This is a genomic window from Micromonospora sp. WMMD710, assembly GCF_029626045.1.
Classification (GTDB): domain Bacteria; phylum Actinomycetota; class Actinomycetes; order Mycobacteriales; family Micromonosporaceae; genus Micromonospora.
This window is the reverse complement of sequence record NZ_JARUBD010000001.1, coordinates 1,048,415-1,074,713: the sequence shown is the minus strand read 5'-3', so window position 1 is coordinate 1,074,713 and position 26,299 is coordinate 1,048,415. Positions and strand designations below refer to the sequence as shown.

Annotated in this window: 17 protein-coding genes, 1 tRNA gene and 1 pseudogene; 11 read left to right on the top strand and 8 right to left on the bottom strand. The window is 71.7% G+C overall.

Features of this window, described 5'->3' with window-relative positions; genetic code table 11:
* Window positions 1-103: 103 nt before the first annotated feature.
* Window positions 104-511 carry a hypothetical protein gene (locus O7620_RS04980; protein WP_278122038.1) on the top strand — a complete coding sequence of 136 codons (408 nt, stop codon included), beginning with the start codon at window positions 104-106 and terminating at the stop codon, window positions 509-511.
* Window positions 512-1,031: 520 nt separating this feature from the next.
* Complete coding sequence (locus O7620_RS04975; protein WP_278126870.1) at window positions 1,032-2,999, top strand: amino acid transporter; 1,968 nt, start codon at window positions 1,032-1,034, stop codon at window positions 2,997-2,999.
* Between the two features lie 70 nt (window positions 3,000-3,069).
* On the opposite strand, the gene O7620_RS04970 is transcribed toward O7620_RS04975, so the two are convergent.
* Window positions 3,070-3,612: an MMPL family transporter gene (locus O7620_RS04970; protein WP_278122037.1), complete on the bottom strand. Its 543-nt coding sequence runs from the start codon at window positions 3,610-3,612 to the stop codon at window positions 3,070-3,072.
* A gap of 491 nt (window positions 3,613-4,103) precedes the next feature.
* Between O7620_RS04970 and O7620_RS04965 the strand changes: the two genes are divergently transcribed.
* Complete coding sequence (locus tag O7620_RS04965; RefSeq protein WP_278122036.1) at window positions 4,104-6,035, top strand: KUP/HAK/KT family potassium transporter; 1,932 nt, start codon at window positions 4,104-4,106, stop codon at window positions 6,033-6,035.
* 314 nt (window positions 6,036-6,349) lie between these two features.
* Here O7620_RS04965 and O7620_RS04960 read toward each other — a convergent pair whose 3' ends face one another.
* Window positions 6,350-7,969, bottom strand: a complete 1,620-nt coding sequence (locus O7620_RS04960) for an NAD(P)-binding protein (protein ID WP_278122035.1) — start codon at window positions 7,967-7,969, stop codon at window positions 6,350-6,352.
* A gap of 331 nt (window positions 7,970-8,300) precedes the next feature.
* On the opposite strand from O7620_RS04960, the gene O7620_RS04955 reads away from it, so the two are divergent.
* Window positions 8,301-9,350 (top strand): NAD(+)/NADH kinase, encoded by a 1,050-nt coding sequence (locus O7620_RS04955; protein WP_278122034.1) that lies wholly within the window; start codon window positions 8,301-8,303, stop codon window positions 9,348-9,350.
* A gap of 195 nt (window positions 9,351-9,545) precedes the next feature.
* A complete protein-coding gene (locus O7620_RS04950) occupies window positions 9,546-11,180 on the top strand; it encodes a UvrD-helicase domain-containing protein (RefSeq protein WP_278122033.1) in 1,635 nt (544 codons plus the stop codon).
* Here the strand turns inward: O7620_RS04950 and O7620_RS04945 are convergent.
* Window positions 11,161-12,336, bottom strand: a complete 1,176-nt coding sequence (locus O7620_RS04945; RefSeq protein WP_278122032.1) for a metallophosphoesterase — start codon at window positions 12,334-12,336, stop codon at window positions 11,161-11,163. The genes O7620_RS04950 and O7620_RS04945 overlap by 20 nt on opposite strands.
* A gap of 198 nt (window positions 12,337-12,534) precedes the next feature.
* Complete coding sequence (locus O7620_RS04940) at window positions 12,535-13,395, bottom strand: NAD(P)H-binding protein (RefSeq protein ID WP_278122031.1); 861 nt, start codon at window positions 13,393-13,395, stop codon at window positions 12,535-12,537.
* A gap of 105 nt (window positions 13,396-13,500) precedes the next feature.
* Between O7620_RS04940 and O7620_RS04935 the strand changes: the two genes are divergently transcribed.
* A complete protein-coding gene (locus O7620_RS04935; protein WP_278122030.1) occupies window positions 13,501-14,319 on the top strand; it encodes a helix-turn-helix transcriptional regulator in 819 nt (272 codons plus the stop codon).
* A gap of 230 nt (window positions 14,320-14,549) precedes the next feature.
* Here O7620_RS04935 and O7620_RS04930 read toward each other — a convergent pair whose 3' ends face one another.
* From O7620_RS04930 to O7620_RS04915, 4 genes are all read right to left on the bottom strand, one after another.
* Window positions 14,550-14,933: a hypothetical protein gene (locus tag O7620_RS04930; protein WP_278122029.1), complete on the bottom strand. Its 384-nt coding sequence runs from the start codon at window positions 14,931-14,933 to the stop codon at window positions 14,550-14,552.
* Complete coding sequence (locus tag O7620_RS04925; RefSeq protein ID WP_278122028.1) at window positions 14,915-15,580, bottom strand: hypothetical protein; 666 nt, start codon at window positions 15,578-15,580, stop codon at window positions 14,915-14,917. Before O7620_RS04925 ends, O7620_RS04930 begins: the two co-directional genes overlap by 19 nt.
* Window positions 15,577-15,912 carry a hypothetical protein gene (locus O7620_RS04920; RefSeq protein WP_278122027.1) on the bottom strand — a complete coding sequence of 112 codons (336 nt, stop codon included), beginning with the start codon at window positions 15,910-15,912 and terminating at the stop codon, window positions 15,577-15,579. Before O7620_RS04920 ends, O7620_RS04925 begins: the two co-directional genes overlap by 4 nt.
* A gap of 279 nt (window positions 15,913-16,191) precedes the next feature.
* Window positions 16,192-16,278, bottom strand: a tRNA-Leu gene (locus tag O7620_RS04915).
* Window positions 16,279-16,513: 235 nt separating this feature from the next.
* On the opposite strand from O7620_RS04915, the pseudogene O7620_RS32040 reads away from it, so the two are divergent.
* From O7620_RS32040 to O7620_RS04890, 5 genes and pseudogenes are all read left to right on the top strand, one after another.
* Window positions 16,514-16,954 (top strand): annotated as a pseudogene (locus tag O7620_RS32040) (tetratricopeptide repeat protein); the annotation flags it as partial.
* Between the two features lie 1,812 nt (window positions 16,955-18,766).
* Window positions 18,767-21,370, top strand: coding sequence for a fibronectin type III domain-containing protein (locus O7620_RS04905; protein WP_278126869.1), 2,604 nt, complete (start codon window positions 18,767-18,769; stop codon window positions 21,368-21,370).
* A 27-nt stretch (window positions 21,371-21,397) separates the two neighbouring features.
* A complete protein-coding gene (locus O7620_RS04900; RefSeq protein WP_278122025.1) occupies window positions 21,398-22,393 on the top strand; it encodes a MoxR family ATPase in 996 nt (331 codons plus the stop codon).
* A gap of 14 nt (window positions 22,394-22,407) precedes the next feature.
* Window positions 22,408-23,568 (top strand): DUF58 domain-containing protein, encoded by a 1,161-nt coding sequence (locus tag O7620_RS04895; RefSeq protein WP_278122024.1) that lies wholly within the window; start codon window positions 22,408-22,410, stop codon window positions 23,566-23,568.
* Window positions 23,544-25,958, top strand: a complete 2,415-nt coding sequence (locus tag O7620_RS04890; protein ID WP_278122023.1) for a transglutaminase domain-containing protein — start codon at window positions 23,544-23,546, stop codon at window positions 25,956-25,958. The genes O7620_RS04895 and O7620_RS04890 overlap by 25 nt, the downstream gene beginning before the upstream one ends.
* Window positions 25,959-26,299: the final 341 nt, after the last annotated feature.

Here is a 26,299-nt window from a genome sequence, read left to right as displayed (position 1 = left end):
GATCATGCTCGGGTCGGCCGCGGTGTCGGCCTGCTGCTGCGTCGTGCCGCGGGCGGGCGCGTCCCGCAGGGCCCGGATGCTCGCGGGTGCGATGGTGGCTGTCATGGTCGCGGTGACCGTCGACGCCGCACCGGTTGTGCAGTACGCGGGCGCGCTGCTGCTCCTCGCCTTCGCGGTGGCACTCGTCACCAGCGGTCCGACCGAGCGCGGCCCGGAGGTGGAGTGGCACCGTACGGCCGGGGCGGTGCTCATGGCGCTCGCCGTGCTGATGCATCAACACGGCGGGTCGATGGCTATCCACCACATGGCCGCCGGGTCCCGGATGGACCACGGCACCGTCACCGGCCATGCCGCGGCGCTCGTGTTGCTACGCGCCGCCACGGCGGCTTACCTCTGCTGGATGGCGGCCGCACTCGTCCGGCTGCGCAATCGACCGATCACGGACCTGCTCCGTTGGGAGCACCTGGCCATGGGGGCAAGCCTCGCGGCCATGATCTTCTTCATGAGCTAGCCGAGTAAGCCAGCCGGCAGATCAGGTGACGTTGGAGTACTAGGCCGCAGACCGCGCGCAGGTACGGCAGGTGTTCGTCGATGGCCGCCTCCAAAGGCTGCCGGCTCAGCATCCGCTGGGCGTACCCGCCGTCCATGATCGGCGAGACCTCTACCAGCTCGCACGAGCGCCGCGCCGCGTCGGACGAGCCCGGCGTCCCGCTTCCCGATGGCGAGCACCGCTTCCCCGATGATCGCGTCGGGCAGGGCCGCCAGCCGGTTGGTGACGGTCATCCGGTCAGCGACCCTGGAGATGCGGACTGGTTGGGCAGGGTGAGTAGGCTCTGCGCTGCTCAGCAACGGACAGGGTGTGCAAGCTCGGCGGGACGCGGTGGCGGCGCTCCCGCCCGGATGGGGATGGAGTCGGGATGGTCAGCGGGCAGGAGGCCGACACGGACGTACGTCCCGGCAGCGATGGGCACCGCGACCCGGGCCCGGATCCGCGGGTGGACGACGGCGCGCCCAGTCCGGGTGGCCTGGTGATGCCCGAGTGTGTGGACACGCCATCGGCGGCCGCCCCACCAGCGGGGACGCTGGTGCGGTGGCTGCTGCGCCATCAGGTGCAACCCGCCGGTCCTGAGGCCGGCGAGTCGCACGCCACGCCACACTCGTGGTGGAAGGTGATGTGCCTGACCGGAGTGGACTACTTCTCCACCCTGTCCTACCTGCCCGGCATCGCGGCCCTGGCCGCCGGCGCGCTGTCGCCGCTGGCAACGCTCCTGATCGTCGCGTTGACCCTCTTCGGGGTGCTACCGATGTACCGGCGGGTGGCTCGCGAGAGTCCCCACGGGCAGGGATCGGTGGCGATGCTGGAAAAGCTTCTGCCGTTCTGGCGGGGCAAGGTGTTCGTGTTGGTCCTGTTGGGTTTCGTGGCGACGTCGTGGATCATCACGATCACGCTGTCGTCGGCGGACGCGACCGTGCATCTGCTGGAGAATCCGATCCTGCCGCAGGGCTTCCCTCACGGGCAGGGCGCCGCAGTGCTCGTCACGGTGGTGTTGCTACTGATCCTGGGCGCGGTGTTCCTGCTCGGCTTCAGCGAGGCGGTCGGAGTCGCCATTCCCCTGGTGGCGGTGTTCCTGCTGCTGAACGCGGTGATCGTGGCCGTCGGGCTGGTCGAGGTGATCGGTGACCCGGCGCTGCTCTCGGGCTGGACCGACGCTCTGACCGCCGGCACCGGTGGCGTCGGCGACGTGGTGGGCCCCGCGGTGCTGGCGTTCCCGCTGTTGGTGCTGGGCCTGTCCGGCTTCGAGACCGGCGTGAGCATGATGCCGCTGGTCGAGAGCGACGGCGACGACGCCAAGGCGCGTTTCGACGCCCGGATCCGCAATACCCGGAAGCTGCTCACCACCGCCGCGTTGATCATGTCCGGTTACCTGCTGACCACCACGTTCGTCACGACGGTGCTGATCCCCGCCGAGCAGTTCGAGCCCGGCGGCGACGCCAACGGGCGGGCCCTGGCCTATGTGGCCCACCAGTATCTCGGTGAGGGCTTCGGCACCGTCTACGACATCAGCAGTGTGCTGATCCTGTGGTTCGCGGGCGCCTCGGCGATGGCCGGTTTGATCAACATCGTGCCGCGCTACCTGCCCTCGTACGGGATGGCACCCGAATGGGGCCGGGCGGTGCGGCCTGTGGTGATCGTCTACACGGTCATCAGCATCGGCATCACCGTGGCGTTCGGGGCCGACGTCAACGCTCAAGCCGGTGCCTACGCCACCGGCGTCCTGGCGATGATGGTCTCCGGCGCGGTCGCGGTGACGATCTCGGCGCTGCGCCGCCACCAACGCTGGGCCACCACCGGGTTCGCCGCGCTCACGCTGGTGCTGCTGTACGCGCTGGTGGAGAACGTACGCGAGAAGCCGGACGGGATTGCCATCTCCGGCCTGTTCATCGCCGGCATCATCGCGGTATCGCTGATCTCCCGCGTGTCCCGCACGACCGAACTGCGGGCCGAGCGGATCGAGTTCGACGAGCTCGCGCGCCGGTTCATCGTCGACTCCATCGAGTTCGACGGCCGCCTCGACGTCGTCGCGCACCGCCCGCACTCCGGGACGAGCGCCGAGTACCGCGCAAAGGAACGCGCGCAGCGCGGGATGAACCCGGTACCCGGCGCCGCCGACGTGATGTTTCTGGAGATCCAGGTCATCGACCCGTCCGACTTCAGCGACGTGCTGCGGGTCCGCGGGGTCGAGGTAGACGGCTACCGCGTGCTTCGGGCGCAGAGCCCGGCAGCGCCGAACGCCATCGCGGCGATCCTGCTGGCCCTGCGCGACGCCACCGGCCAACGCCCCCACGCGCATTTCGAGTGGTCCGAGGGCAATCCCATCGCGCATCTGCTGCGGTACCTCATCCTCGGGCGGGGCGATACCCCACCGGTGGTGCGGGAGATCATCCGCAAGGCCGAGCCTGATCCCGCTCGCCGACCCGGGATCCACGTCGGCGGTTGACGAGGCCACCCGCCTCCCGACGGCAGGGCGCCGACTGACGGTCATGCCGCCAGTCGGCGCCCACGGTCGTTCAGTGGGCCGGCGCGGCCTCCGACCCGGCTTCCATGGCCGGGCTGGGCGTCGCCGACGGGTCCGACCGGGTGGCGTCGCCGTGACCCGGCCACCAGGCGGCGTGGCCGAGCATCGCGGTGAGGCCGGGAACGAGGAACAGGGACATGACGAACGCGGACAGCACGATTCCCACCGAGACCGCGAAACCCATCTCGGTCAGGAACGACACCCCGGCGAAGAGCATCGAGGTGAACGTGCCGGCGAGGATCAGACCGGCGGCGGCCACCGACGGTCCGGCGTGCTGGATCGCCAAGGCTGCCGAGGTACGGGGATCGTTGCCGGCCCGTGCCTCCTCGCGTAGCCGGGCGATCATGAGAATGTTGTAGTCGGTGCCGATCGCGACCACGAAGAGGTACAGAATGATCGGCAGGGAGAACGACAAGCCGGACCGACCCCCGACGCCCTGGAAAGCCAGGACGGTCGCGCCGAGCGTCGCCACGAAGCCGAGGCCGACCGCGATCATGAGGTACACCGGGGCGACGAGGCTGCGCAGGTGTCGCACCTGCAACAGGTCACCAGCACCCGGCCCGAAAGCCGCGAGGCGGCGTTCGCGGGTTAGTCGGGCGGCTCCGCGACCGATCCCGCGAAGTCCACGCCGCGCAGCACCTTCAACTGCCCGGCAGCCTTTTCGAGGCCCTGCACGTGTATCGCGGCGGCACCGACCGCATGAACCGGTAACCGACACCGAGCACGCTGGCTAAGACGATCACCCCGTTGTACGACCAGCTGCCGGCGGCGCCCAGGTCGCATAACGGTGACCGCGCTGACGGGATGGCCGGGCGAGGGGCCGAGGAGTGCGCTGCCGGATGATTCCTGCGGGATCGGCTCGGTGGCGTCCCGGCCCTGGCTAGGGTCCATTCGGTCGGGATCAGATTCCTGTCACCAGGCCGGCGGATGTCGTTTCTTCCGGGTGCCCGCGCGTCGTCGCTCACGGGTGCGGCGCGGATACCAGGTCGCCGCAGGTGACATGCAGTACGGGTGGAGGGGGCTCGGGTGCCTGACGTCTCGGCGGCCGGGCCGGGCGCGGGTGGTCGTGAGGTCGTCCGCGCCACGCTCGTCGTCGCGGCTCTCGGCATCGTGTTCGGCGACATCGGCACCAGCCCGATCTACACGATGCAGACCGTCTTCAACCCGGCCGATCCGCACCCGGTTCCGGTCAGCCGGGACAACGTGTTCGGTGTCGTCTCGCTGATCTTCTGGTCGGTCATGCTGATCGTCACGCTGACCTATGTCACTCTCGCGATGCGGATGAGCAATGAGGGCGAGGGCGGCATCATGGCGCTGATCACCCTGTTGCGTCGCCGCAGTACGGGCAACGCCGGGCGCATCGGAGCGGCACTCGCCACGGCCGGAGTCTTCGGCGCCGCGCTGTTCTTCGGCGACAGCGTGATCACACCCGCGATCTCCGTACTGTCCGCGGTGGAAGGGCTCAAGGTCATTGAGCCGTCGGCGGCGAGTCTCGTCGTACCCATCACCGTGGTGATCATCGTGCTGCTGTTCACCCTGCAGCGCCGAGGCACCGCCGCCGTGGGGCGTCTGTTCGGACCGGTCATGATCGCCTGGTTCGTGGCCATCGGTCTGTGCGGAGCGACCGGCATCGCCCGGCAACCCGAGATCCTCGCCGCCCTGTCGCCCACGTACGCGGTCGGCTTCCTCGCCGGGCACTTCCACATCGCCTTCTTCGCCCTGGCCGCGGTCGTGCTCGCGGTCACCGGCGCCGAGGCCCTGTACGCGGACATGGGGCACTTCGGTCGGCGGGTCATCACCCGTGGGTGGCTGTCCCTGGTGCTCCCCGCCTGCACGATCAGCTACTTCGGGCAGGGCGCTCTGATCATCGCCGACCCGGCTAACGTGAGCAGCCCCTTCTTCCTGCTCGCACCCGGCTGGGCGCGGCTACCGATGGTCGTGCTGGCGACCGCGGCCACGGTCATCGCCTCCCAGGCAGTGATCACCGGGGCGTTCTCCGTCGCCGCACAGGCCGCCCGGCTCGGCTACCTGCCACGCCTGCGCATCGCACACACCTCCGCGGCGACGATCGGCCAGATCTACGTGCCGGCGATCAACTGGCTGCTTCTGATCGCTGTCCTCACCCTGGTGGTCGCCTTCGGCAGCTCGACGGCTCTGGCGTACGCCTTCGGGATGGCCGTCATCACCACCATCACCATCACGACCCTGCTGTTCTTCTACCTCGCCCACGCACGCTGGCACACGCCGCTGTGGTTGGTCGCGGCGGGCGCCGGCGTACTCCTGACCGTCGACCTGCTGTTCCTGTCGGCGAATCTCACCAAGCTCGCGCACGGGGCGTGGTTGCCGCTGCTCATCGGAGTGGTGGCCTTCACCGTGATGAGCACCTGGCAGCGGGGCCGCGAGATCGTGGCCCGCAAGCGCGAGCACCTCGAAGGACCCCTGCGCGCCTTCATCGACGACCTGCACCGAGGCCGGTTCCCGCACACCCGGGTCTCCGGCACGTCGATCTTCCTCAGCCGTGGGAAGGACACGACACCACTGGCGATGCGGGCGAACGTAAGGCACAACCACGTGCTGCACCGCCACGTCATCATCATGTCGGTGCAGACCCTGCCCGTTCCGCAGGTCTCCCCTGAGCACCGCATCGAGGTCGACGACCTGGGCTACGCCGAGGACGGCATCATTCACGTCACCGCCCGCTTCGGTTACCTGCAGACCCCGAACGTGCCGGAGGCCCTGCGACTGCTCCGGACACGCCAGACGGAAGGTCCCGCCCAGGTGGACGAGGCCTCCTATTTCCTCTCGCCGGTCGACGTGGTGGCCGGACCCGCGCCGACGATGGCGCGCTGGCGTAAGCGCCTGTTCGTCGCCACCTCGCACGTCGCCGGCGACGCGACCGGCCACTTCGCGCTACCTCGGGACCGCACCGTCACGATCGGCTCCCAGATCGAGGTCTGAAGACCCAGGGCCGCCCAGGGGTACGCCTGAATCGCGCATCGCCCCGGCGTGACGACCGGGCAGTTCCGTTCGCACGCCCAGCGCGGCGCCGCGAGCCCTCGGAACGGGGCACCTCGCTCGACCGGCTGGCAAGCCGAGGTCGCCGTGAAGGGTCACCGCACGGTCCGGACGTGGATTCCTTCTGGCCGGGCCGAGTTCACCGCGTCTGTCTACCTTAGGGGCCAGTGATTGCTGCAGCGCCGAAAACGTTGTCGCGCCAAACAGCGCCAGCGTGAGGACGTCCGGGGCGACGACGCAGCCTAGGTCGGACCCGTTCACCCGCCGCTGTCGCGTGGTGCCGGCGCGAGCAGCCGCAAGGGCGCGACGTCGGCCAGCGGCTTGGCGTCGGGGCTGGGTACGGTGCGGGGCAGCAGCGCGGCGAGACCGGCGCGCGTGGCCAGCACGATCAGCCGGTCCGTACGGACCAGTGGCCGGCGTTCCGGCAACGACCAGATCGTCTGCCCCGCCCGACCGGTCCGCATCGCGATCACCCGCACTGCGCCGGGCTGGTTGACGTCGTGGTAGTAGCGACCCTCAAGCCCGGACCCGGCGCCGACCGGGAGGTCGGCCACCAGCAGGACCCGGCGGCCGACCGAGATGGTGTCGATGACCTGCCGGCCCATCATGGCGGCCGCGAACGCCGGCGCCGCCAAGGACGAAACGCTGCGTGACTCGTTGATGCCCAGGATGCGCTGCGTGCGCTTCGCGAAGCCGTCGTCGAACAGCCGTAGCACCACCCGCAACGGGGCTCTGGTTGCTTCCGACCGTGCCCGGTCCGTCTCGTGTGCGGACCGCCCGGACAGGGCGGTCTCCAGGTTGGTGACGTCGTCGGCGGTCAGCACCACCAGAGCCCGGCAGGTGTGTACGGAGGCGGCTCGTAGTGTCTCGAGCCGGGTCGCGTCGCCGACGATCACCGGCAGGCCCAGCTCACGGGCGACACCGACGCCGCGCGCGGACTCCGTCCGGTCGACGGCGACGACGGGGATGCCGAAGGCGTGGAGTTCCTCGAGCACCCGGGTGCCGATGTTGCCGAGCCCCACCAGGACGACGTGGTCATCGATCGACTCGATCATGCCGCCCGCGGCGACCGCCAGCCGGGCGCGCACCAGCGAGTCCACCACCAGGGCGGTGACGGTGGGAAGGAGCGCCACCCCGGTGGTCACCAGCACCACCGCGGTCACCTTTTCGCTCAGCGGTGCGGCCGCGTCGGCCTCGGCGGCTCCCATCGTGGTCAGCAGCGTCAGGTAGCCAGCCTCCGCGAGGCTCACCCCGCGGGTGTACGCCAGCAGAACGCTGGCCGCGGTGAGCAACGCGGCCGTGCCGGCCAACGCCAGTCGCAGATTGCGGCTGAACACCAGTCCGAGGGCCCGGAACAGGCGCGGCCGACGTCGCGGAGGGTTCACGCGGGGCCGCCCGTAGGCGCGGACCAGCACCAGGTCGGCCGAATCCTGGTCCGCCGGAAGGACAACCGGCTCAGGGCCGGTCGTGCGGGCCAGGCCGCAGACCACTTCCGCGCCGGCCGGTTCGACGTCACTGCGCATCGCGGTACGCAGAAGCTCGCCCTCGGGCAGCCGCAGGTACGTCGGTGTGGCGTCCCCGAGCGTGGCGGCGACGAACGCCGGCGCGGCAATCTCGGATCCGGAGAGCACGGCGCAGTCTCCGAGCATCGCGGCAACGCCCTCGCCGAGCACGGGGTTGAAGAGTCGAACCACGAGCCGGACCTCCGGGGCCAACTCCCGAGTGATCATGGCGGCATCCACGTTTGTCACGTCGTCGACACCCACGAACGCCACGGCGGCGGCCTCCCGGACCCCAGCCTGATCGAGCACCTCCCCGGTCAGACGCCGCGCGATGATGATCTCCGGCTGCCCCTCCGCCACCGTGAACTCGGACACGAGCTCGGCAACGTCAGGTGCGTGGTTGTCGCTCGCCGAGGGTAGGACCACGGTGACCGCGACACCGTAGCGGTCTGCCAGCTCTGTGACCAGACGACGAGCCACCGCGCCGTCCCCCGCACACCACGAACCGCTGCCGTGCCGGCTCCACGGAGGCGCTCTGCCTGGTGTCTTCGGACACAGCGAAAGGGTAGACCGGCGTCGCACGTGGACCGGCCCGCCCAGCCTCAGCCCGCGATCACCTCTCCTTGCCATGAACCTTGTCCGTAGAGTATGGCCGCGGCGTTGATCGTCAGCAGGACTCGAAGGCCAAGGGGACGTGGAGATTCGGATGCTGGTTGCCGTCGTCGTGCACCCGACCAGGCCGCAAGCCGCGGAGACGGCCCAGATCGTGTCGCGGATCTGCGCCGAGCACGGTGTGGCGTCGCAGACGTTGGATGTCTGGCGGGACGAGCAGAGCCCGGCCGACGTGCTGGCCGGCATGGCGCAGCGACCGCAGCTCGTCGTCACCATCGGCGGCGACGGCACTCTCCTGCGCGGACTGGCCGTCGCCGTCGAGGCCGACGCACCGGCTCTCGGGGTGAAGGCCGGCCGGGTCGGGTTCCTCACCCCGTTCGCCGCGACGGACCTGCCGAGGGTGCTGGGCGCCGCCCTGGCCGGCCGCGCACCCACCCAGGAACGCATGCTGCTCACCCTGCGGGCATCGCGGCCGCTACAGGTCCCACCGGAGCTTCAGACTCTGCTGCGCTACGGCCTCGGTCCCGATCCCGTCCCGCCCCTTCCCCGGCCGAGCACGCCCGACGAGGTGGGTTGGGGTGTCCCATTGGGCCTGAGCGCCCTCAACGACGTCGTGTTCGAGAAACTCGGCCGGGACCGGCAGACCAGCGTGGCGGTGTACCTGTCCGGGCGGCTGTTCGCCACCTACTCCGCCGACGGCGTCATGGTCGCCTCGCCGACGGGTTCCACGGCGTACTCGTTCGCCGCGGGCGGACCGGTCCTGTCGCCGCGCCTCAACGCCCTCGTCTTCACCCCGGTCGCCCCGCACATGGCGTTCAACCGCAGCATGGTCACCGCCCCGGACGAGCCCGTGGGCGTGCAGGTCCTTCCGCGATCGGGTCAGGTCGCCGTCGTCGTCGACGGACGCGTACACGGAATCCTCGACCCCGGCGACTGGGTTTCCGTCTACCCTGCCCGACGCCGCGCCAAGCTCATCGTCGCCGACGTCGACGACTTCTTCGGCCGACTCCGGGACCAGTTCTCACTGGCCGATGCCCCCGCCGCCCGCGCCGACACCGACAGCCCGCCCCCGCTGCTGGTCTACCGGCCGGACCTGCCAGTCCCGGAGGACCTTCAACACCTACACCTGCCGGCGGAGCAGTAGCATCGCCTTTCCGCGACGTCCAATAGCGAACCAGGATTAGGTACGGCCACAAGCGACCCGGAACGGCAAGGCATTGAGATCCCCATCTCGGCCGGCGGATTTCCTGGCCGACCGGGAAAACCGGCCCTATGCTTGCCGCCGGAATGCACTGCGGCCCATCCGGGCTAAGGGAAACACCAATTCAAGGATTTGCGGATGCGCCGGAAGTCTGCCCTGAACAGCCACACTGCTGGCGTCAGCGAAACAACACCGGACGGCGACCCGGCGACCCGGACCGCGGAAGGCGTCGCGCGCCGATCCGCAGTCGCCGAGGAACAGGCGTTTCTCGACGTGGCCACCGCCCGGCGCGACCGACTGGCCGACCACCTGCAGGCCGAACTCTCGTCAGAGGCCGTGGACACGGTGGAGCGAGCCCGGCATCGCCTGCTCCGCCAGCAGTACGAAGAGCTGCGGCGAGCACGGGAAGGGCTGGTCTTCGGCCGTCTCGACAGCCTTGACGGCACCGTGCGACACGTAGGCCGTATCGGTCTGCGCAACGACGGCGACGACAGTGAGCCCTTGCTGGTGGATTGGCGCGCCCCCGCAGCTCGGCCGTTCTACACCGCGACGCCCGTTGACCCACAGGGTCAGGCACGGCGCCGTCACATACGCACGACGGAGTCGACCGTCGTCGGTGTGGACGACGAGCCACTGGACGGCACCATGACGGCGGACCTCGTCGGCGAAGGTGCGCTACTCGCCGCCCTCGACCAGCGACGCACCGGCCGCATGTCGACGGCGATCTCCACGCTGCAACGCGAACAGGACGACATCATCCGGGCTGAGGCGACCGGCCCGCTGATCGTTCAGGGCGGTCCCGGCACCGGCAAGACCGTGGTCGCTCTGCACCGCGTCGCCTACCTGCTGTTCGCCCACCGAATGATGGCCGACCAAGCGGTCCTGGTCCTCGGCCCCTCACCGCGGTTCCTCCAGTACATCAGCCAGGTACTGCCCGCGCTCGGTGAGACCGCCGTCGTCTCGGCGACCTGCGACACTCTGCTGTCCGAGGTCCAGGTGGGCCGCGACGAGAGCCGGCTTCTCGCCGACATCAAGGGCCGCGCCCTCTGGCAGCGCGCGCTCGAGAACTACGTCACGTCGCTGCTCCCCCGGCCCCGCGAGCTGAAGCTGCGCTGGGAGGGCGAGTTCTACGTCATCACGGCCGCGGCGGTGGCGCAGGCGCTCGCCTCGGCGGTGCGGGGCCGCCCGTACCACCGCGCCCGCGCGGCGTTCGCCGAGCAGCTGCACCACCTCCTGTCCGGTGTCGTCGCCGAGCAGCGCGAGGCGCTGATGGACGAGATGGAGGAGGGCTTCGAGGACATCCTCGCCCGCGTCGACAGGAGCATGGGGCACGACCACCACTCCGCCCGGACGTCCACCGGCAGCGACATCGACGGGATGTTCTCCGAGGAGGAGATCGAGGACCTTCGTCGTCGTATCGCCGAGGACGCCGCCATCGCCCGGTTCATCGAGTCATGGTGGCCCACCCACGACGCCGAAACACTGCTGGGTGATCTCCTGACCGACCGCACCCTACTGGCCCGGTTCGCCCCACAGCTGTCCCCCGAGGAGATCACCGCCGTCTCGGCCGAGCCCGCGCCATGGGCATCAAGCGACATCCCTCTACTCGACGCCCTCGCCGACCTCCTCGGTGAGGTGGACGCTCCGCGGCGGAGTAGTGCACGAAGGTGCCTTCGCGTCGGCCACGGACCAGGCCGGCGAGGCGGAGCCCGGTCACGTTCAGGTGAGGCGGTAGGTGTCGGCCCGGTCGGGGCTACCCCGCTCGAAGGGTGAGCAGGGTGATCTCGCTAGGCGCGAAGATCCGGAATGGCGGACCCCAGAAACCGGTCCCCCGGCTCGTGTAGAGCTGGGTCCGGCCGTGCCGGCTGAGGCCCTGCACGACCGGCTGGTCGAGCCGGACCAGGTAGTGGAACGGCCACATCTGGCCGCCATGGGTGTGCCCGGACAGTTGCAGATCCACGCCGGCCGCGACCGCGTCGTCGATCTGCTTGGGCTGGTGCGCCAGCAGCAGCACGGGCAGCCGCGGGTCGGTGCCGGCGAGCGCCGCGGCGTGATCGGCGCGGTGACCGGCGACGCCGGACGAGGCGGCGGTCACGTCGTCCACCCCGGCGACGACGAGCCGGGCGCCGCCCCGCTCCACCACAAGGTGCCGGTTGTGCAGCGGCTCCCAGCCGAGGGCCCGCATGTGCTCGACCCAGCCCTGCGCCTCGCCGTAGTACTCGTGGTTGCCCGTCACATACACCCGGGCCAGTCGGGCCCGGACGGTGCCCAGCGGCGCGGCCTGCGCCCGGCGCTGGTCGACCGTACCGTCGGCGATGTCGCCGGTGTGGCAGACGATGTCGGCAGCCAACCCGTTGACCACCTCGGTGGTCCGCGCGGACCAGCGGGCCCGGTCGATCGGTCCGTAGTGGGTGTCCGTCAGCAGCACCACCCGGACCCCGTCGAGACCCGCACCCAGCCGATCGACGGTGACGTCCACCCGCCGGACCCGGGGCACCCGCATCGCCTCGGCGTACCCCCAGACGGCCAGGACGACCGAGACGACCGCCGCACTGACCGCCACAGCCCGAGACCGCACCGGATCGGCGACCCCCGCGGCGGCCAGCGGAAGCCGGGCCACATTGCCGAGCAGCGCCCAGACGAACAGGATCCAGACCAGGCCAAGGAGTGTGTCCCCCGCGCGGGCCGCCGCGTCCAGCCGCCGGCGGCCGTGCCCGAGATACATCAGAACGGGGAACGCGACAAGCGCGACGACGAACACGCTCGTGCCGGCGGCAACCACCGGCGCCGGCCACCGCGCCGCCACCGTCAACGTCCACCACGGCAGCCCGAACAGCAACGCCAAAAGCGCGACCAGCGTCGCCCCGGACACCAGCGGTCGCAGCGACCCTCGCGCCGGCCGCACCTGTACGGCATCGCCAGCAGCCATCGTCGTCCTCCCGTCGGGTCCGTGCAGCATGACACGGTCCGGGCCGGATCGACCACGCCCGGAAACCGGAGCCGCGATTGGTGCAACGCACGTATTCGTGACCGGTCGTATTCGTCCGCGTCCCGGCCAGCAGTGTCGGCGTACGGCCTCGACCCGGCGGTGTCCGGATCTGCCGATGAGCGGATGGTGGTCGTGTTGTCACTGGGTACCGGTGAAGGCCTCCCGATGGCGCTGTGCCCAGTCCCGGAAGGTCGCAGGGGGCCGTGCCAGTACCTTTGCTACGTCGTCGGTGAGGATGCGGTTGTGACCGGCGCGCGCCCAGGCGGTCCCGATGATGGTGGCCTCGACGGCTGCCGGGGGCATCCCTGAGGAAAGTAGCTGTTGGGTTGCGGTCGTCGAGGGGACGTCCATGCTCACGACGGGGCGACCGATGACGTCGGCGAGTTGGCTCGCCTGGTGGGGCACGCTGAGCAGTTCCGGACCGGTGAGCGTGTAGGTCTTGCCAGCATGGGCGGGATCGGTGAGGGCGGCGACCGCGACCGCGGCGATGTCGCACGGATCGATGGTGCCCTGCTCGCCGTCGCCGGTCAGGTTGGGTACGGGTTGTCCAGCTCGGATGGCGCCAGCCCAGTAGAGGCAGTTCGAGGCGAAACTCGACGGCCGTAGAACCGTCCATGCCAGGCCACTGGCGTGGACCGCGTCTTCAGCGGCTTGGTGCCATGCGCCGACGGTTGCGGTACCGAATCGTTCGCCGGTGCCGATCGCGGAGAGCTTCACCACTGAGCTGACCCCCGCTGAACGGGCGATCTCCAGCACGGCCAAGTCATGATCTGGCATAGGTGTAGCCGGAGCGGTCAGCAGGAACACGGCGCGTACATCGGCTACCGCCCGACGCAGAGAGTCGAGGTCTTCGAAATCGGCCTGCACCACATCGACGCCTGGCGGCACTGTCCTGCCGGACCGAGCCCTGGTCATCGCGCGAGCGTGGTGCCCGCTCTGCAGGAGGAGTTGCACGACGTGGCGGCCGACGGTGCCGGAGGCACCGGTAACGAGGATCATGAGTCTCACCGTCGCAGGACAGCCGTGGCCAGGCCTAGGAACTTTCGGCACAACTCGACGCGAGCAGCCGATGTTGCCCTGCACCACGAAGTACGGTGCTGAACTGTGCAGCGCGACAAATTGATTACCGCGGAGGTGGCCGACCTGCTTCGGCCATGGTTCTCTGATGTCACCGTCGGAGCGCAACCGGTCATCGGCGATGCCCCGGCAGTACTGGAACAGCCCGACCATGCCGTCACACTGACCTGGCGGGTGGGCTCCGACGACCCGCACGACATCGTGATCATGGGGCCCCGGACTCAGGCTCGGTATCATCTCGAACGGCCCGGCCGGGACTGCCTACAACTACGTTTCCGGCCAGGACGGGCTGCAGACTTTCTCGGCCGCCCCCTGCGCGATCTCGCCGACCGGGCCGTCGACGCTGCCGATCTGGGCAGTAAGTCGTTGACAGCGGTCGTCCAGACGATCGCCGACGGCGGTGCGCTGGCCGCCTCGCAGTCACACGCCGCACGACTGCGCTCACTAGCCGAAGCGATACCGGTTGCCCCGCCAACGCATACCGACCGCGCCGCTCTACACCGACGCATTGTCGCCGAGGCGACGGCACTGCTGTCCATCGGCGATGGTCCGACACACGAACCCGTCCATCGTGTCGCCCGACGCCTGAGTGTCAGCGAGCGACATCTCCGCACGGTGTTCGCCGATCGAGTCGGCCTGACGCCCAGCCGATTCGTACGTATCGATCGGGTTCGGGCGGTGCTCGCCCGTATTCAGCAGAAGCTGCCCGAGGTATCCAGCAGAGCGGGCTACTACGACCAGTCACACATGACCGCCGAGTTCCGAAACGTCATGGGTACCACCCCGGACGCCTTCGCCAGACGACGCTGGCCGACCATCGAGGCATGCACCGCCGGCAACGGCTGATCCCGTCGGGCAGACATCCGGTCATGCCGCGATTCGGACGACGCCCACATCCACCGATTACTCATCGTGAGCAATGGACGTGCATCGCCGGGGCGACCTGCGCCGCAAGGTCCCCCAGCGCCACTCGTCCAGGCCTCGGCGCATCTGGCGCTCCAGCGGCAGCCTCTGCTGTAACACGGGTACGGTGACGCAGAAGCCGATCGCATCGGCTGGATCGGTGACTCGACGGGCTACGTCGGTGGCCGTGGAAGCCCTCGCTGTTCGACGGCCAGTGGGTGTGGCTGACCGGTGAGGGCAGCCAGCGCGGCGGCGACGGCGTGCAGGTCGGCTTTGATGTAGGTGGTGGCGGGTCCGCGGCGGTCGGTGTGCCCGGCGTAGGCGCGGGCGACGGCGTAGCCGAAGTGCCGTTCGACCCAGGTCAGGGTGGTGTGGCGCAGCCAGTGGGTGGTGATGCCTTGGGCGGCGACCCACGGTAGCCGCCGGCCGATGCGTTTCCACAGCAGGTCGTCGCGCCGGTAGGTGGCGGGTCGGCCGTTGCGGTAGCGCAGCAGCGCATCGGTCGGGAGGACGGCGCCGCGGGCTCGGGCGTGATCGTTTAGTCGGCTGGCGAGCATCGGGGTGATGGTTGCCAGCGTTGCGTGCCGCCCTTCTCGGACAGCCGGATCAGCGCATGGTCGGTGTCCAGGTCGATCAGGCGCAGCGCGAGGGCGCCGCCGCGTCGACAGGCCGTTTCGGTGTGCAGACGCAGCAACAGCGCGTCGAGCACGATGTCATTGCCGCCGCTGCGGGCGGCGGCGTTGATGTCGGACAGTTCCTCAGGGGTGAGGGCACGGCGGGTGTTGGGCAGCCGGCGAGGTTTGCGCACCCGGTGGGCAGGGCTGTCCACGACGGTGAGGTAGCCGTCGGCGATGGCGCGGTTGTAGAAGGCGCGGGCGGCGGCGATGAGATGCTCGCCGGCGTGCCGACCGTTTCGGGAGTTACGGCGAGGGCGGGCGCCTGCGGCGGCCTGTCGCATGAGGGCTTCGAGGTCGCTCGCGCGCACCGCGTCAATGCGCAAATCGCCGAGGGTTGCGGCCATTCGTCTCCAGGAACTGCCGTAGGTGCGTCGGGTGCCAGGGCTCGCCGCGGCGACCACAGCAGGAAGGTACTCGGCGACTGTAGGCACGGCAGGCCGGTTACTGTCGGTGAGGTCGGCTGCGGTAAGGCCGAGGTGCTCGAGCATCGCTCGGGCGGTGGCAACACGATCGGGATCCATGGTCATGAGGGCTCTCCAAGGATGCGGGCGTGCAGGACGGCCAGGACCGCGGTGATGGTGTTTGAGGGGTGCACGACAATGCGGTTCTGGCATGGCAGGGCAGCTAGGAGCACGGGTTCGCCGGGGGCGATGCCGCACAGGTGTCGGGCGGCGGCCGGTAGGGGCAGTTCCTCGCGGGTGCCCACGGAGTGCGCACCATGCGCGGCCGGGGTGATCAGGATGGCGTCGGTCACGACGTCGACGTGCAGCGTGAGGCCCGGTGTCCAGCCCAGGGCCCGCAGCAGTGCACGAGCCGTGACGCGGCCGGCGGCGTCGGGTCGGCCCACATCGAACAGCACGCCATCACTCGTGCGGACGGAGGGCGCGGGCAATGTCGGCAGCGGCGCAGGCTCCGGCGATGCGACCGGCAGTGGTGTGGAACGAGCGCTTCAACGAGCTGCTCGTCGGGCCGGCGAGGGCGCGGCCTGCCGGGGCTCACCTGCGCCCCCGCCAGCACAAAGGCGACGGCGTCAGCGCAGGTTGCAGCTGCTCCCTGAGCTTGTTGCGCACACAGAGGCCCCGCCGCTCGCATCCCCCACGCGAGAGAGAGTTGATCTCGCGTGGGTATCCACGAACTCTGGTGTCCGAGGGGGGACTTGAACCCCCACGCCCTATACGGGCACTAGCACCTCAAGCTAGCGCGTCTGCCATTCCGCCACCCGGACTTGCACGTTCAGCCTACCTCGCCGACCCAGATGATCTTCGCATCCGAAGGGCCGGCCCAGCGGGCCGCACGGGGAGTTACTGTACACGCCGCCCGTGGATCATGCACATCGCCGTGCACCCTCCCCGCCGAGGCGCTCCCACCGCCGCTCAGACCGGCTTTCCGAGGGTCACCGACGGGCCGTCGCAGGCGTGTCCGGGTAGCGGTCGGCCGCCCTCTGCCGGCAGCATTGCCCCGTGGCCCATCCCTCTCCCTTGGCAGCCGCCCAGCACCGGGCCCTCGCCCTACGTGCCGCGGGTGACCTCAGCGCCGCCTGGCAGCTGTTGGCGGAGGCCGTCGAATCGGCTCGCCCGCAGTTCGGCGAGGACCACCCCGAGATGCTGCACACCGCGCACCTGCTGGCACGGCTGCACCGCGAGGCGGACGACCCGTTGGCTGCCCGCCGGGTGCTGGAGGAGGCGTTCGCGGCGGGCGAGCGGCGTTGGGAGCACTCCGACCCGGTGCTGCTCGCGCTCGCCTTCGAGCTGGCCGAGGTCGCCGAGGAGTTGGGCAACCGGCACGAGGCCCGCCGCAACTACACCCGCGTCGCCACCGCCGGGCCGGCCGCGCTCGGTGAGCACCATCCCGCGGTACGTGCCGCCCGCGCCTACCTCGGCGAGGCCGCCCCCGGCCCGTCGCCGGCAGCGAGCCCGGCACCGACCGATGCCGCCAGCCAGTCGGCGCTGTCCGGTCCGACGCTGTCGCTGGCGACCTTGGCCGCGATGCGGCCGGCGGCGGATGACACCCCGGCGGCCGCGTCGCCGTGGGCTCCCTCGGGGCCGCCGGCCGCGTCCCCGGCAAACCCTCCTGGAGTACGCGCACCCGCCGTGCCCGCCCCGCGTACCACCCTCGCCGGACCGCCGAGACCAACACCCGCCCGGCCGACACAGCCAGCGGATCGACCGGTCCAGCGACCGCAGTCCGGTCCGGCCGTGCCGCCGCGCCAACGTGTGGGCGACCAGGCACCCCGTCCAGTGGTCGACGTGCCGCCCGGGCCGTCGGCCCCGGTGCCCGCCGCCACGCCCCCGGAGCCGGCGCCCCGATGGGACAACCCGACGATCCAGGTACAGCAGATCGAGCCGCTGCTCGCCGAGGAGGCCGCCCGAGCCACGACCAGACCGGTCGGGGCGAGCGGGTCAGGTGCCGAGGTACGCGACGACACCGGGCCGGCGCGACCGGCGAGCGGACCACCCACCCAGCCGGTCGGCGCAACGCCGACGCCCCCGCACCCGGTCTCGGGGCCGCCGGCCCGCCCCTACCCGGTCTCCGCGCCGCCAGCCCATCCGCACCCAGTCTCCGGACCGCCCGCGAATCCGTACCCCGTGTCCGGGCCCCCAGCGCTCGGGGAGCCCGTGTCCGCGCCGCCCGGGCACACCTTCCCGGTGTCCGCGCCGCCCGGGCACACCTACCCGGTGTCCGCGCCGCCCGGTTACGGGCCCGTGTCCGGGCCGCCGTACCGCCATCCGGTCTCCGCGCCGCCGGTGAGCGCGCCGCCCGTACCCCCGTGGGGGTTGACGGCGCCGCCGTGGGGTGGCGGCGCGGCCCCGCAGGCACAGCCCTCGGCGAACGCCGGGGCAACGGAACCGCTCCCGCCCGACGTCGACCGTGCGGCCGCGTCACGACTGGGCCCGACCGACGCCGCGACGGTGGTGCTGCCGGCCGTCCCGCTGGCGAGCGGCGCGGGCAACGACCAGGCGCCGCATCCGCCACTGGCCGCCGCGGGCCCTCGACCGGCCGACCATCACCCTCACCCCGTTCCGGAGCCGTATCCGGATCAGCCGTACCAGTTGGGGCCGGAGCCGTACCGACTGGCGTACGCCGAGGAGGGCGGCGGGTCGGCGGGCCGCAACCGGGCGACGCTGATCGGCGCGGTCGTGGCCGCCGGGGTGGCCGTGGTGGCTCTGGCCGGCCTGGGCGCGGTGGTGTTGACCCGCGACGACGCTCCGCCGATCGGGGCCGCGCCCGTGGCGTCGGTGACGCCGACGGTGGCCGGGCCGCCTCCGGGGGACCTGAAGTTACGTGACAACTCGGTCACGATCACGTTGAGCTGGACGGACCCGGCCGGCGGGACGGTGCCGTTCATGGTGGCCGGTGGTCGGGCCGGTTCGGCGTTGGGTGTGATGGCCACGGTGGAGCCGGGCCGGACGAGCTACACGGTCAACGGGCTGAGCACGCGGGTGGACTACTGCTTCACGGTGCTGGCGGTGTACTCCACCGACAGCTTCGCCACCTCGGGGCAGGTCTGCACGGCGCGGGAACGGGCCACCCCGCCGAGCTGAGGGGCTGCCCACAACGCACACGCTGGGTATCCACAGGGGTGACGGTGCGGGTTCCCCCGTTCCCGGCCGGGCCATATGATGGCACCCGGCTCAGGGGAGGGGTTGCCGCGAGGCGCGCCACCTGCCACGACTCAGGGGAGGCAGCCGGCTGTGGCCAGCATTGACGACGCCATACGGACCGACGCCCCCCGCTCCCGGTCCCGGTTGCGCGGCGGGCTGGTGACCGTCGGCACGGTGACCGCGCTGCTGGCCGCCATGGGGCTGACCGTCCTGGGGTTGGGGGCGGCGGACAACGCGGTGGCCAACTATGACGCGAGTTCCTGGCTGTGGAGCGCGGCGCGCAGTGAGCTGGCCCGGGTCAACGGGGTCACCGCCCGGGTCGACACCCGCACCGAGATCCCCGGCGCGGCCCGGCACCCGATGCAGGTCACCCAGACCGATCGGCTGCTGATCCTGCGTGACCTGCAGACCGGGCAGGTCAGTTCACTGGACCTGGCCACCCTGCAGCTCACCGCGACCACCCCGACCACCCCCGGCCTCGGCGTGAGCGTCGCCCTGCACGAGGACGCGGCGTTCGTCGTCGACGCCGTGCAGGGCATCGTCCGGCAGCTCGACCCGCGCTCACTGACGCCGGTCGGCGAGCCGGTGCGCTACCCGCCGGGCATCACCGGCGGCGCGTTCGACGGTGAGGGGCGACTGTGGATCGCGGTGCCCAGCGAGGGCACCGTGTCCGTGGTGACCGCCGCCAAGCTGCCGTCCGCACCGGCCTCGGGCACGCCCGCCGGTGGCGGGCTCAGCCCGGAGCGGGTCGAGACGTACGACGTCGCGGAGCCCAGCCACGAGCTGGTCGTCTCCACGCTGGACGACGGTGTGGCGGTGCTCGACCGTACGGCGGGGAAGCTGGTGCGGGTGCAGCGCGGCGTGGTGCGTCCGACGCCGTTGACGCTGTCCGGGCCGGCGGAACTGGCCCCGCGCACCAGCGGGCCGCGGGTCCCGGTCACCGTGACCGCGGATCGGCGGGTGCTGGTGGTGGGTGACGGTGGTGAGGAGCGGGCGTTCACGGTTCCGGGCAGCGGCGACCGGCTCAGCCCGGCGGTGGCCTGGGCGGACCGGTTCTACTGCGCCGACGAGGCGACCGGCACGATCTACTCCTTCGACGCCGGTGGCCAACTGGTCGACACCATCCGTGGCCGCGCGAACGGGCCACTGGAGCTGGAGGTCCGCGAGAACCACCTGTTCATCAACTCCCCCGACGCGGCGACGGCCCGGGTGGTGGACGACAAGCACCAGGTGCGCGAGGTCGACAAGTACGCCAATGACGTTCTCGGCGGTGACCCGCCGCCGACTCCCCCGCCGCCGCCCCCGCCGAAGAAGCCCCGGGTGGGTAAGCCGAGCGCACCGCGCAGCGTCACCGCCGCCGCCGGCAACGCCCAGGCCCGGGTGAGCTGGCGGCCGGCCGCCGCGAACGGCGCCGAGATCATGAAGTACGTGGTGGAGGGCGCCGGTCAGCGCCTGGAGGTGGGCGCCAACCAGCGTGCGGTGGAGGTCAAGGGCCTCACCAACGGCGAGACGTACCGGTTCGCGGTGCACGCCGTGAACGCCAAGGGCGACGGTCCGTCGCGCAGCAGCAACCCGGTGACCCCGACCGCCGCCGTTCCCGATCCGCCGGCCAGCGTGACCGCGAAGGAGCGGCCGGACGGCACGGTGCTGGTGAAGTGGCCGGCGGCGAACGGGCAGGGCAACAAGATCGCGAAGTATGCGGTGACGGCCAGCTCGGCGGGTACGAACGCGCCGGCCGGCGAGTCGACGAAGACCGAACTGGTGGTGCCCGCCGGGGAGCTGGAGTTCGGCACCCAGTACGCGTTCACGGTGGTGGCGGTCAACGACAAGGGCGCCGGTTCGGCGGCCTCACCGGTCAGTAACACGGTGGTGCCGTTCGCGGCGCCGGGCAAGCCGCTCGATCTGCGCGCCGGCACGGTCGCCGACCAGCCGGGCGCGGTCACCGTGCAGTGGGCGCCGGCGGAGGCGAACGGCCGGCCGGTGACGAAGTACCTGGTGGACGTCGGTGGGCGGGTCAGTGAGGCGACCGACACCCGTGCCACCGTCACCGGTCTGGGCAACGGCCAGAACGTCGCGGTGAAGGTGAAGGCGGTCAACGAGGCCGGTCCCGGTCCGGAGGCCACGACGACGGCGCGTACGGTCGCCGAGCCGCGGGTCACGGTGACCGGCTCGTCGGCGACCGCCACGGCGGCGACGGTGACGTTCACGGTGGACGCGGGCGGCGGCAAGGCCACCTGCTCGGTGAGCACGCCGGGTGAGCCGGCGAAGACCGGGGCGTGCTCCAGCATCACGGTGCCGGGGTTGACGCCGGGCACGAAGTACACGTTCACGGTGACGGCGAGCAACGCCGCCGGCAAGGGCACCGCGACGAGGGCGCAGGACACGCAGCCGCTGTACGGCATCGCCACCTGCAACAACGGGCCGGACGGCGACCAGCGCACCTACTGCAACAAGGACGTCGACGGCCGCAACGGCAACGAGATCTTCTCCGTCACCCGGCAGGACAACGACAAGCAGGTGGGCTGGGCGAAGCCGGGCCGCCGGCTCCAGGCGTACTGCAAGAAGTCGGGTGAGGACGTCGACTCCTGGATCTACAACAGTCAGAAGCGCAGCACCTGGTGGGTGCAGGTCGAGTACAGCGGGAAGAACTACATCCCGTGGGCCTGGCTCAACCTGGAGGGCGGCGACACCATCAACGTCCTGCCCACCTGCTGATCCACCAGGCAAGGAGCACCGCCGACCGTGAACACCAACGAGCCGCTCACCCAGCCGGAGGTCCAGGGCTTCGCCGCCCTGGCCGCCCGGCTGGCCGAGAACGTCAACGCGGTGGTGCTCGGCAAGCCGCAGGTGGTGCGGCTGGCGTTGACGGCGCTCTTCGCGCAGGGTCACGTGCTGCTGGAGGACGTGCCGGGGGTCGGTAAGACGACCCTGGCGCGGGCCATCGCCGCCACCGTGAAGGGCCAGTGGCGGCGGATCCAGTTCACGCCCGACCTGCTGCCTTCGGACGTGTCCGGTGTGACCATCTTCAACCAGGCGAGCCGGGACTTCGAGTTCCATCCGGGGCCGGTCTTCGCCAACATCGTCATCGCCGACGAGATCAACCGGGCGTCACCGAAGACCCAGTCGGCGCTGCTGGAGGTGATGGAGGAGCGCACGGTCACCGTGGACGGTGTCCGGCATCCGGTGCCGTCGCCGTTCCTGGTGGTGGCCACGCAGAACCCGGTGGAGATGGACGGCACCTACCGGCTGCCCGAGGCGCAACTGGACCGGTTCCTGGTGAAGCTCTCCGTCGGCTACCCGGACGAGGCCGTCGAGGTGGAGGTGCTGCGCGGCGCGACCGTGCGGTCTCCGGAGGCGCTCGCCCCGGTGACCGACACCGCCACCGTCGGGGAGATGGTCCGGATGGCCCGTCGGGTGCACATCGCCGAGCCGCTCTACGCGTACGCGGTCCGGTTGGCCGCCGCCACCCGCACCCACCCGCAGGTGCGGGTCGGCGTCAGCCCCCGAGGTGTGATCGCGTTGACCCGGGCGGCGTGCGCGTACGCGCTGATCGACGGGCGGGGCTGGATCATGCCGGAGGATCTGAAGGCGCTCGTCGAGTCGGTGTTCGCGCACCGGCTGCTGCTCACCCCGGACGCCCAGGTGCGTGGGGTGACCGCTGCGGAGGTGCTGCGCCAGGCCGTCGCATCGGTGCCGGTGCCGCTGCCGTCGGGGCAGCCGGCTCCGGTACAGGGCTGACCGGCAGCAGCGGCATGGGGATCACCGCCCGAGGGGTCGGGCTGCTCGTCGCCGCCGTCGTGTTGCTGGGGGCGGGCTTCCGGTTCGCGTACCCCGAGCTGACGCTGCTCGGCGCGGCGGCCGGCGCGGCGGTTGGCTACGCGGCGCTGGTCGCGGCCTGGCGACCCCGCCTGACGGTGACCCGGCGGGCCGACCCGGACCGGGTGGCGCGGGGTGAGCCGGCGAGCATGACGGTGACCGTGCGCAACACCGGCCGGCTGCGGTCGGCGAACCTGCTGGCCGAGGACCGGTGCGGGGAGCGCACGGTGCCGGTGCCGCTGCTGCGGGTGCGGCCGGGCCGGGACACCGAGGTTCGCTACGAGGTGCCGACCCACCGGCGCGGGGTGGTGCCGGTGGGGCCGCTGCGGGTGACGCGACGCGATCCGTTGGGGCTGGTGGCGTTGGCCCGCCCGTACGGCCCGACGGCACCGGTGTGGGTGCACCCGCGGATCCATCCGCTGACGGCGGTGCCCCGCGGCGCGGGACGCAGCCTCGACGGCCGGGTGGACGGGGTGCCGCACGGGTCGATCACCTTCGACTCGTTGCGGGAGTACGTGGTGGGTGACGAGTTGCGCCGCGTGCACTGGCGTACCAGCGCGCGCGTGGGTGAGCTGATGGTGCGGGAGAACGTGGACACCAGCCTGCCGCGTCTCGTCGTCCTGCTGGACAACCGCGCGACCGCGCACCCGCAGCGGGTGGACGGTGTGGCGGAGTCGTTCGAGTCGGGTTGCGAGGCGGCCGCGTCGATCGTCACCGCCGCGCACCGCGCCGACCTGCCGGTGGTGTTGCTGCTGGTCGGCCCGGAGCTGGTCGAGCGCGGGGACGGCGACGCCGCGCTCGGGCCGTTGGACCGGCTCGCCGCCGCCGAACTCTCCGGCGACAAGGACGCGTTGCGCGCGGCCACCACCCGGCTGCGGCAGGACCGGCTCGGCGACACGCTTGTCGTCCTGACCGGGCCGGGTGGCCGGGGCGAGTTGGGGCACGTCGGCGCGCTGCGCGGCGCGTACCCGTCGGTGGTGGTCGGGGTGTTCGGCGCGGCCGAGCCGACGCCGCCGGGCGCGGCGGGCCTGGTGGTGGTCGACGCGGCCGACGGGGAGCAGTTCGCCGCCGAGTGGGACGGGGTGCGCCGGTGGTGACACGGGTGCTGCGGGCGGCCGTGGTCCCGCTGGCGCTGATCGGGCTGACCGCGCTCGCTGGGGTGGTGCTCGGTCGGGTGTACGCCGGTGACCTGCTGACCCGGCTGGTCGTCGGCGCCGCGGTCGGCTCGGTGCTGGTCAGCATGGCCGCCCGGCGGCTGCCGTCCTGGCTGGTGGCGCCGGTGTCGGTGGCCGCGATGGCCGGTTGGACGCTGCTGTCGCTGCGGCTGGCGGCCGCCCGCGCCGACCTGCCGGGCAGCCTGCTGGAGGTCACCGCGGACGCCGCGCGCAACGGCATCCCCCGGCTGCTCACCGCGATGATTCCGGTGGAGCCGACTCCGGACACGGTGCTGGTGCCGGTGGTCGCGGCCTGGCTGGCCGGGTTGGCCGGCGCGGAGGTGGCGCTGCGGACCGGTCGGGTGTTGCTGGGATACCTGCCGGCGGCGGGCCTGTACGCCGCCGCCCTCTACGTGGTCGGACCGAACGCCGCGCCGGCGGTCGGGGTGACGGTGGCGTTCGTCGCTGTCGCGGCGGTCGGTCTGGCGGTGCCGGCGGGTCCGGCAGCGGCCGGCGGCGATCCGAGCGCCGACCTGGCCCCCCGGGTACGCGCGGCGGTGCGGCTGCGACTCGCCGTCACCTCGGCGCTCGGTGTGGCCCTGGTGGTCGGGCTGGTCGCACTGCTCGGCCCGGTGGTCGCCGGTCAGGTCGACGGCCGGCCGGTGGACCCACGCCGGTACGTGGAGCCGCCGCAGGTGCAGTCGCTCGACGAGAACCCCTTGATCAGGATCTCCGGTTGGGCGCTGCACCCGGAGCAGAAACTCCTCGACGTGAGCACGGTGCCGGCGGAGGACGCAGCGGCGGCGGCCGACGGTGACCGTGCGCGAATCCGGTTGGCGGTGCTCAGCGACTACGACGGGGTGACCTGGCGGGTCGGCGCGACGTACCGCAACGCGGGCCGGATCCTGCCGGCCAGCATGCCGGCGCGGGACAACACGGTGCAGACCGTCCGGCAGGAGATCACCGTGGCGGAGCTGAGTGGTCGACTGCTGCCCGCCGTGGCGACGCCCCGCGAGGTCAGCGGCGCGCGGGTGGCGTACGACCCGGCGACCGGGACGCTGATCCGGCCGGAGGGGCTGACGCCGGGGCTGCGCTACACGGTGACGTCGGCTCGCGAGCGCCCGGACAACAACCTGCTGACCACCGCGAACGTGCCCGCCGGCGACGAGGTGGCCCGGGTGCTGCGGGTCGCCGACGGGGTGCCCGACACGCTGCGCCGGCTGGCCGCGCAACTCGCCGAGGAGAACGGCGCCCCGTTCGCGCGGGCATCCGCGATCGAGCAGTTCCTGGGCGAGCACTACCGGGTCGCTGCCGACGCGCCGAGCGGGCACGCGTACCCGAACCTGGGTTTCTTCCTTTTCGGACCGCGTGACGGCGGCGGGCAGGAGGGCACGTCGGAGCAGTTCGCGGCGGCGTTCGCGGTGCTCGGCCGGCTCAGCGGGCTACCGACGCGGGTGGTGGTCGGCTTCCGGTCCACCGGCCAGGGGCCGGTGCGGGCCGGTGACGCGTTCGCCTGGCCGGAGGTGCTCTTCGACGGCCTGGGTTGGGTGCCGTTCGACCCGATGCCCCGCCCGAACGAGGAGCCGAGGCCGGTCGAGGAGGATTTCCGGCCGGCACCGGAGGATCCACCGCCGTCGGAGGCGCCGGCGCCCACCGTGGAGCCGACCGCCTCGCCGGAGCCGGTGGCCGCCTCCGACGGGCCACCCGCAAGCGGTGGGTTGTCCACGCCGGTGCTGGTCGCCGGGGGCGGCGGTGGCCTGCTGCTGCTGGTGGGGGCGTTGCTGCTCACCCTGTTGGCGATGCGCCGCTCGCTCACCCGGACCCGCCTGGCGCAGGGTGATCCGGGCCAGCGCATCGCCGGGGCCTGGCGGGAGGTCACCGACGCGCTGCGGCTGGCCGGTCGGCCGGTCGGCGACGACCTGGCCGCCACCGAGGTCGCCGGCCAAGCCCGCCGGGCCCTGGCCGACGCGCGGCGCGCCTCGGGCAGCGCCGTCACGGACGATGACGCTGCCGTGCCCGGCGCCCCGGCCGCGAACGTCGGCGGTGCGCCGGGCGCGGCCGGCACACCGAGCAGCGGCGTCGGCGGCGTGCCGGCCGCGGCACCGGAAGCGACAGTCGACGACCTGGCGGCCCTGCTCAACCAGGTGGGCTTCGCCCCCGGCGCCGCAACAGCCGACCAGGCGGCCCGCGCCGCCGCGGCAGCGACGCAGTACGTGGCGACACTGCGCGCGGCCCGCCCCTGGTGGCGCCGCGTGCTCTGGTCCATCCACCCGTCCCCCCTCCGCCAATCCCGCACCCCCCACTCCTCCCGCACCCCCCACTCCCCTCGGTGATCAAGAGGTTTGCGTCAGATCTGGCCCCGTTCCTGACGCAAACCTCTTGATCACCGAGAGCGGGTGGTCGCTCGCCGTACGCGCTTGTGGTAATCGGTGGCTACTGCCAGGACCAGGGGGCCCCAGGCTTAGGAGTGGGGCGTAGTACCGCAGGACCTCCCAGTCGGGCGGCGGATGTGCCGGCTCGTCCTCCCCGATTCCCACCCAGGTGGAGTGCACCAGATGGAACCTCTGGTTCAGGAGGAAGTACGCGCAGATGGCGACCAGCAGCCAGCCCCCGGTCAGTGCGACGAGCACGATCGGGCGCGCCGGGATCGGACGACCCCCGAGCAGCGGGACCG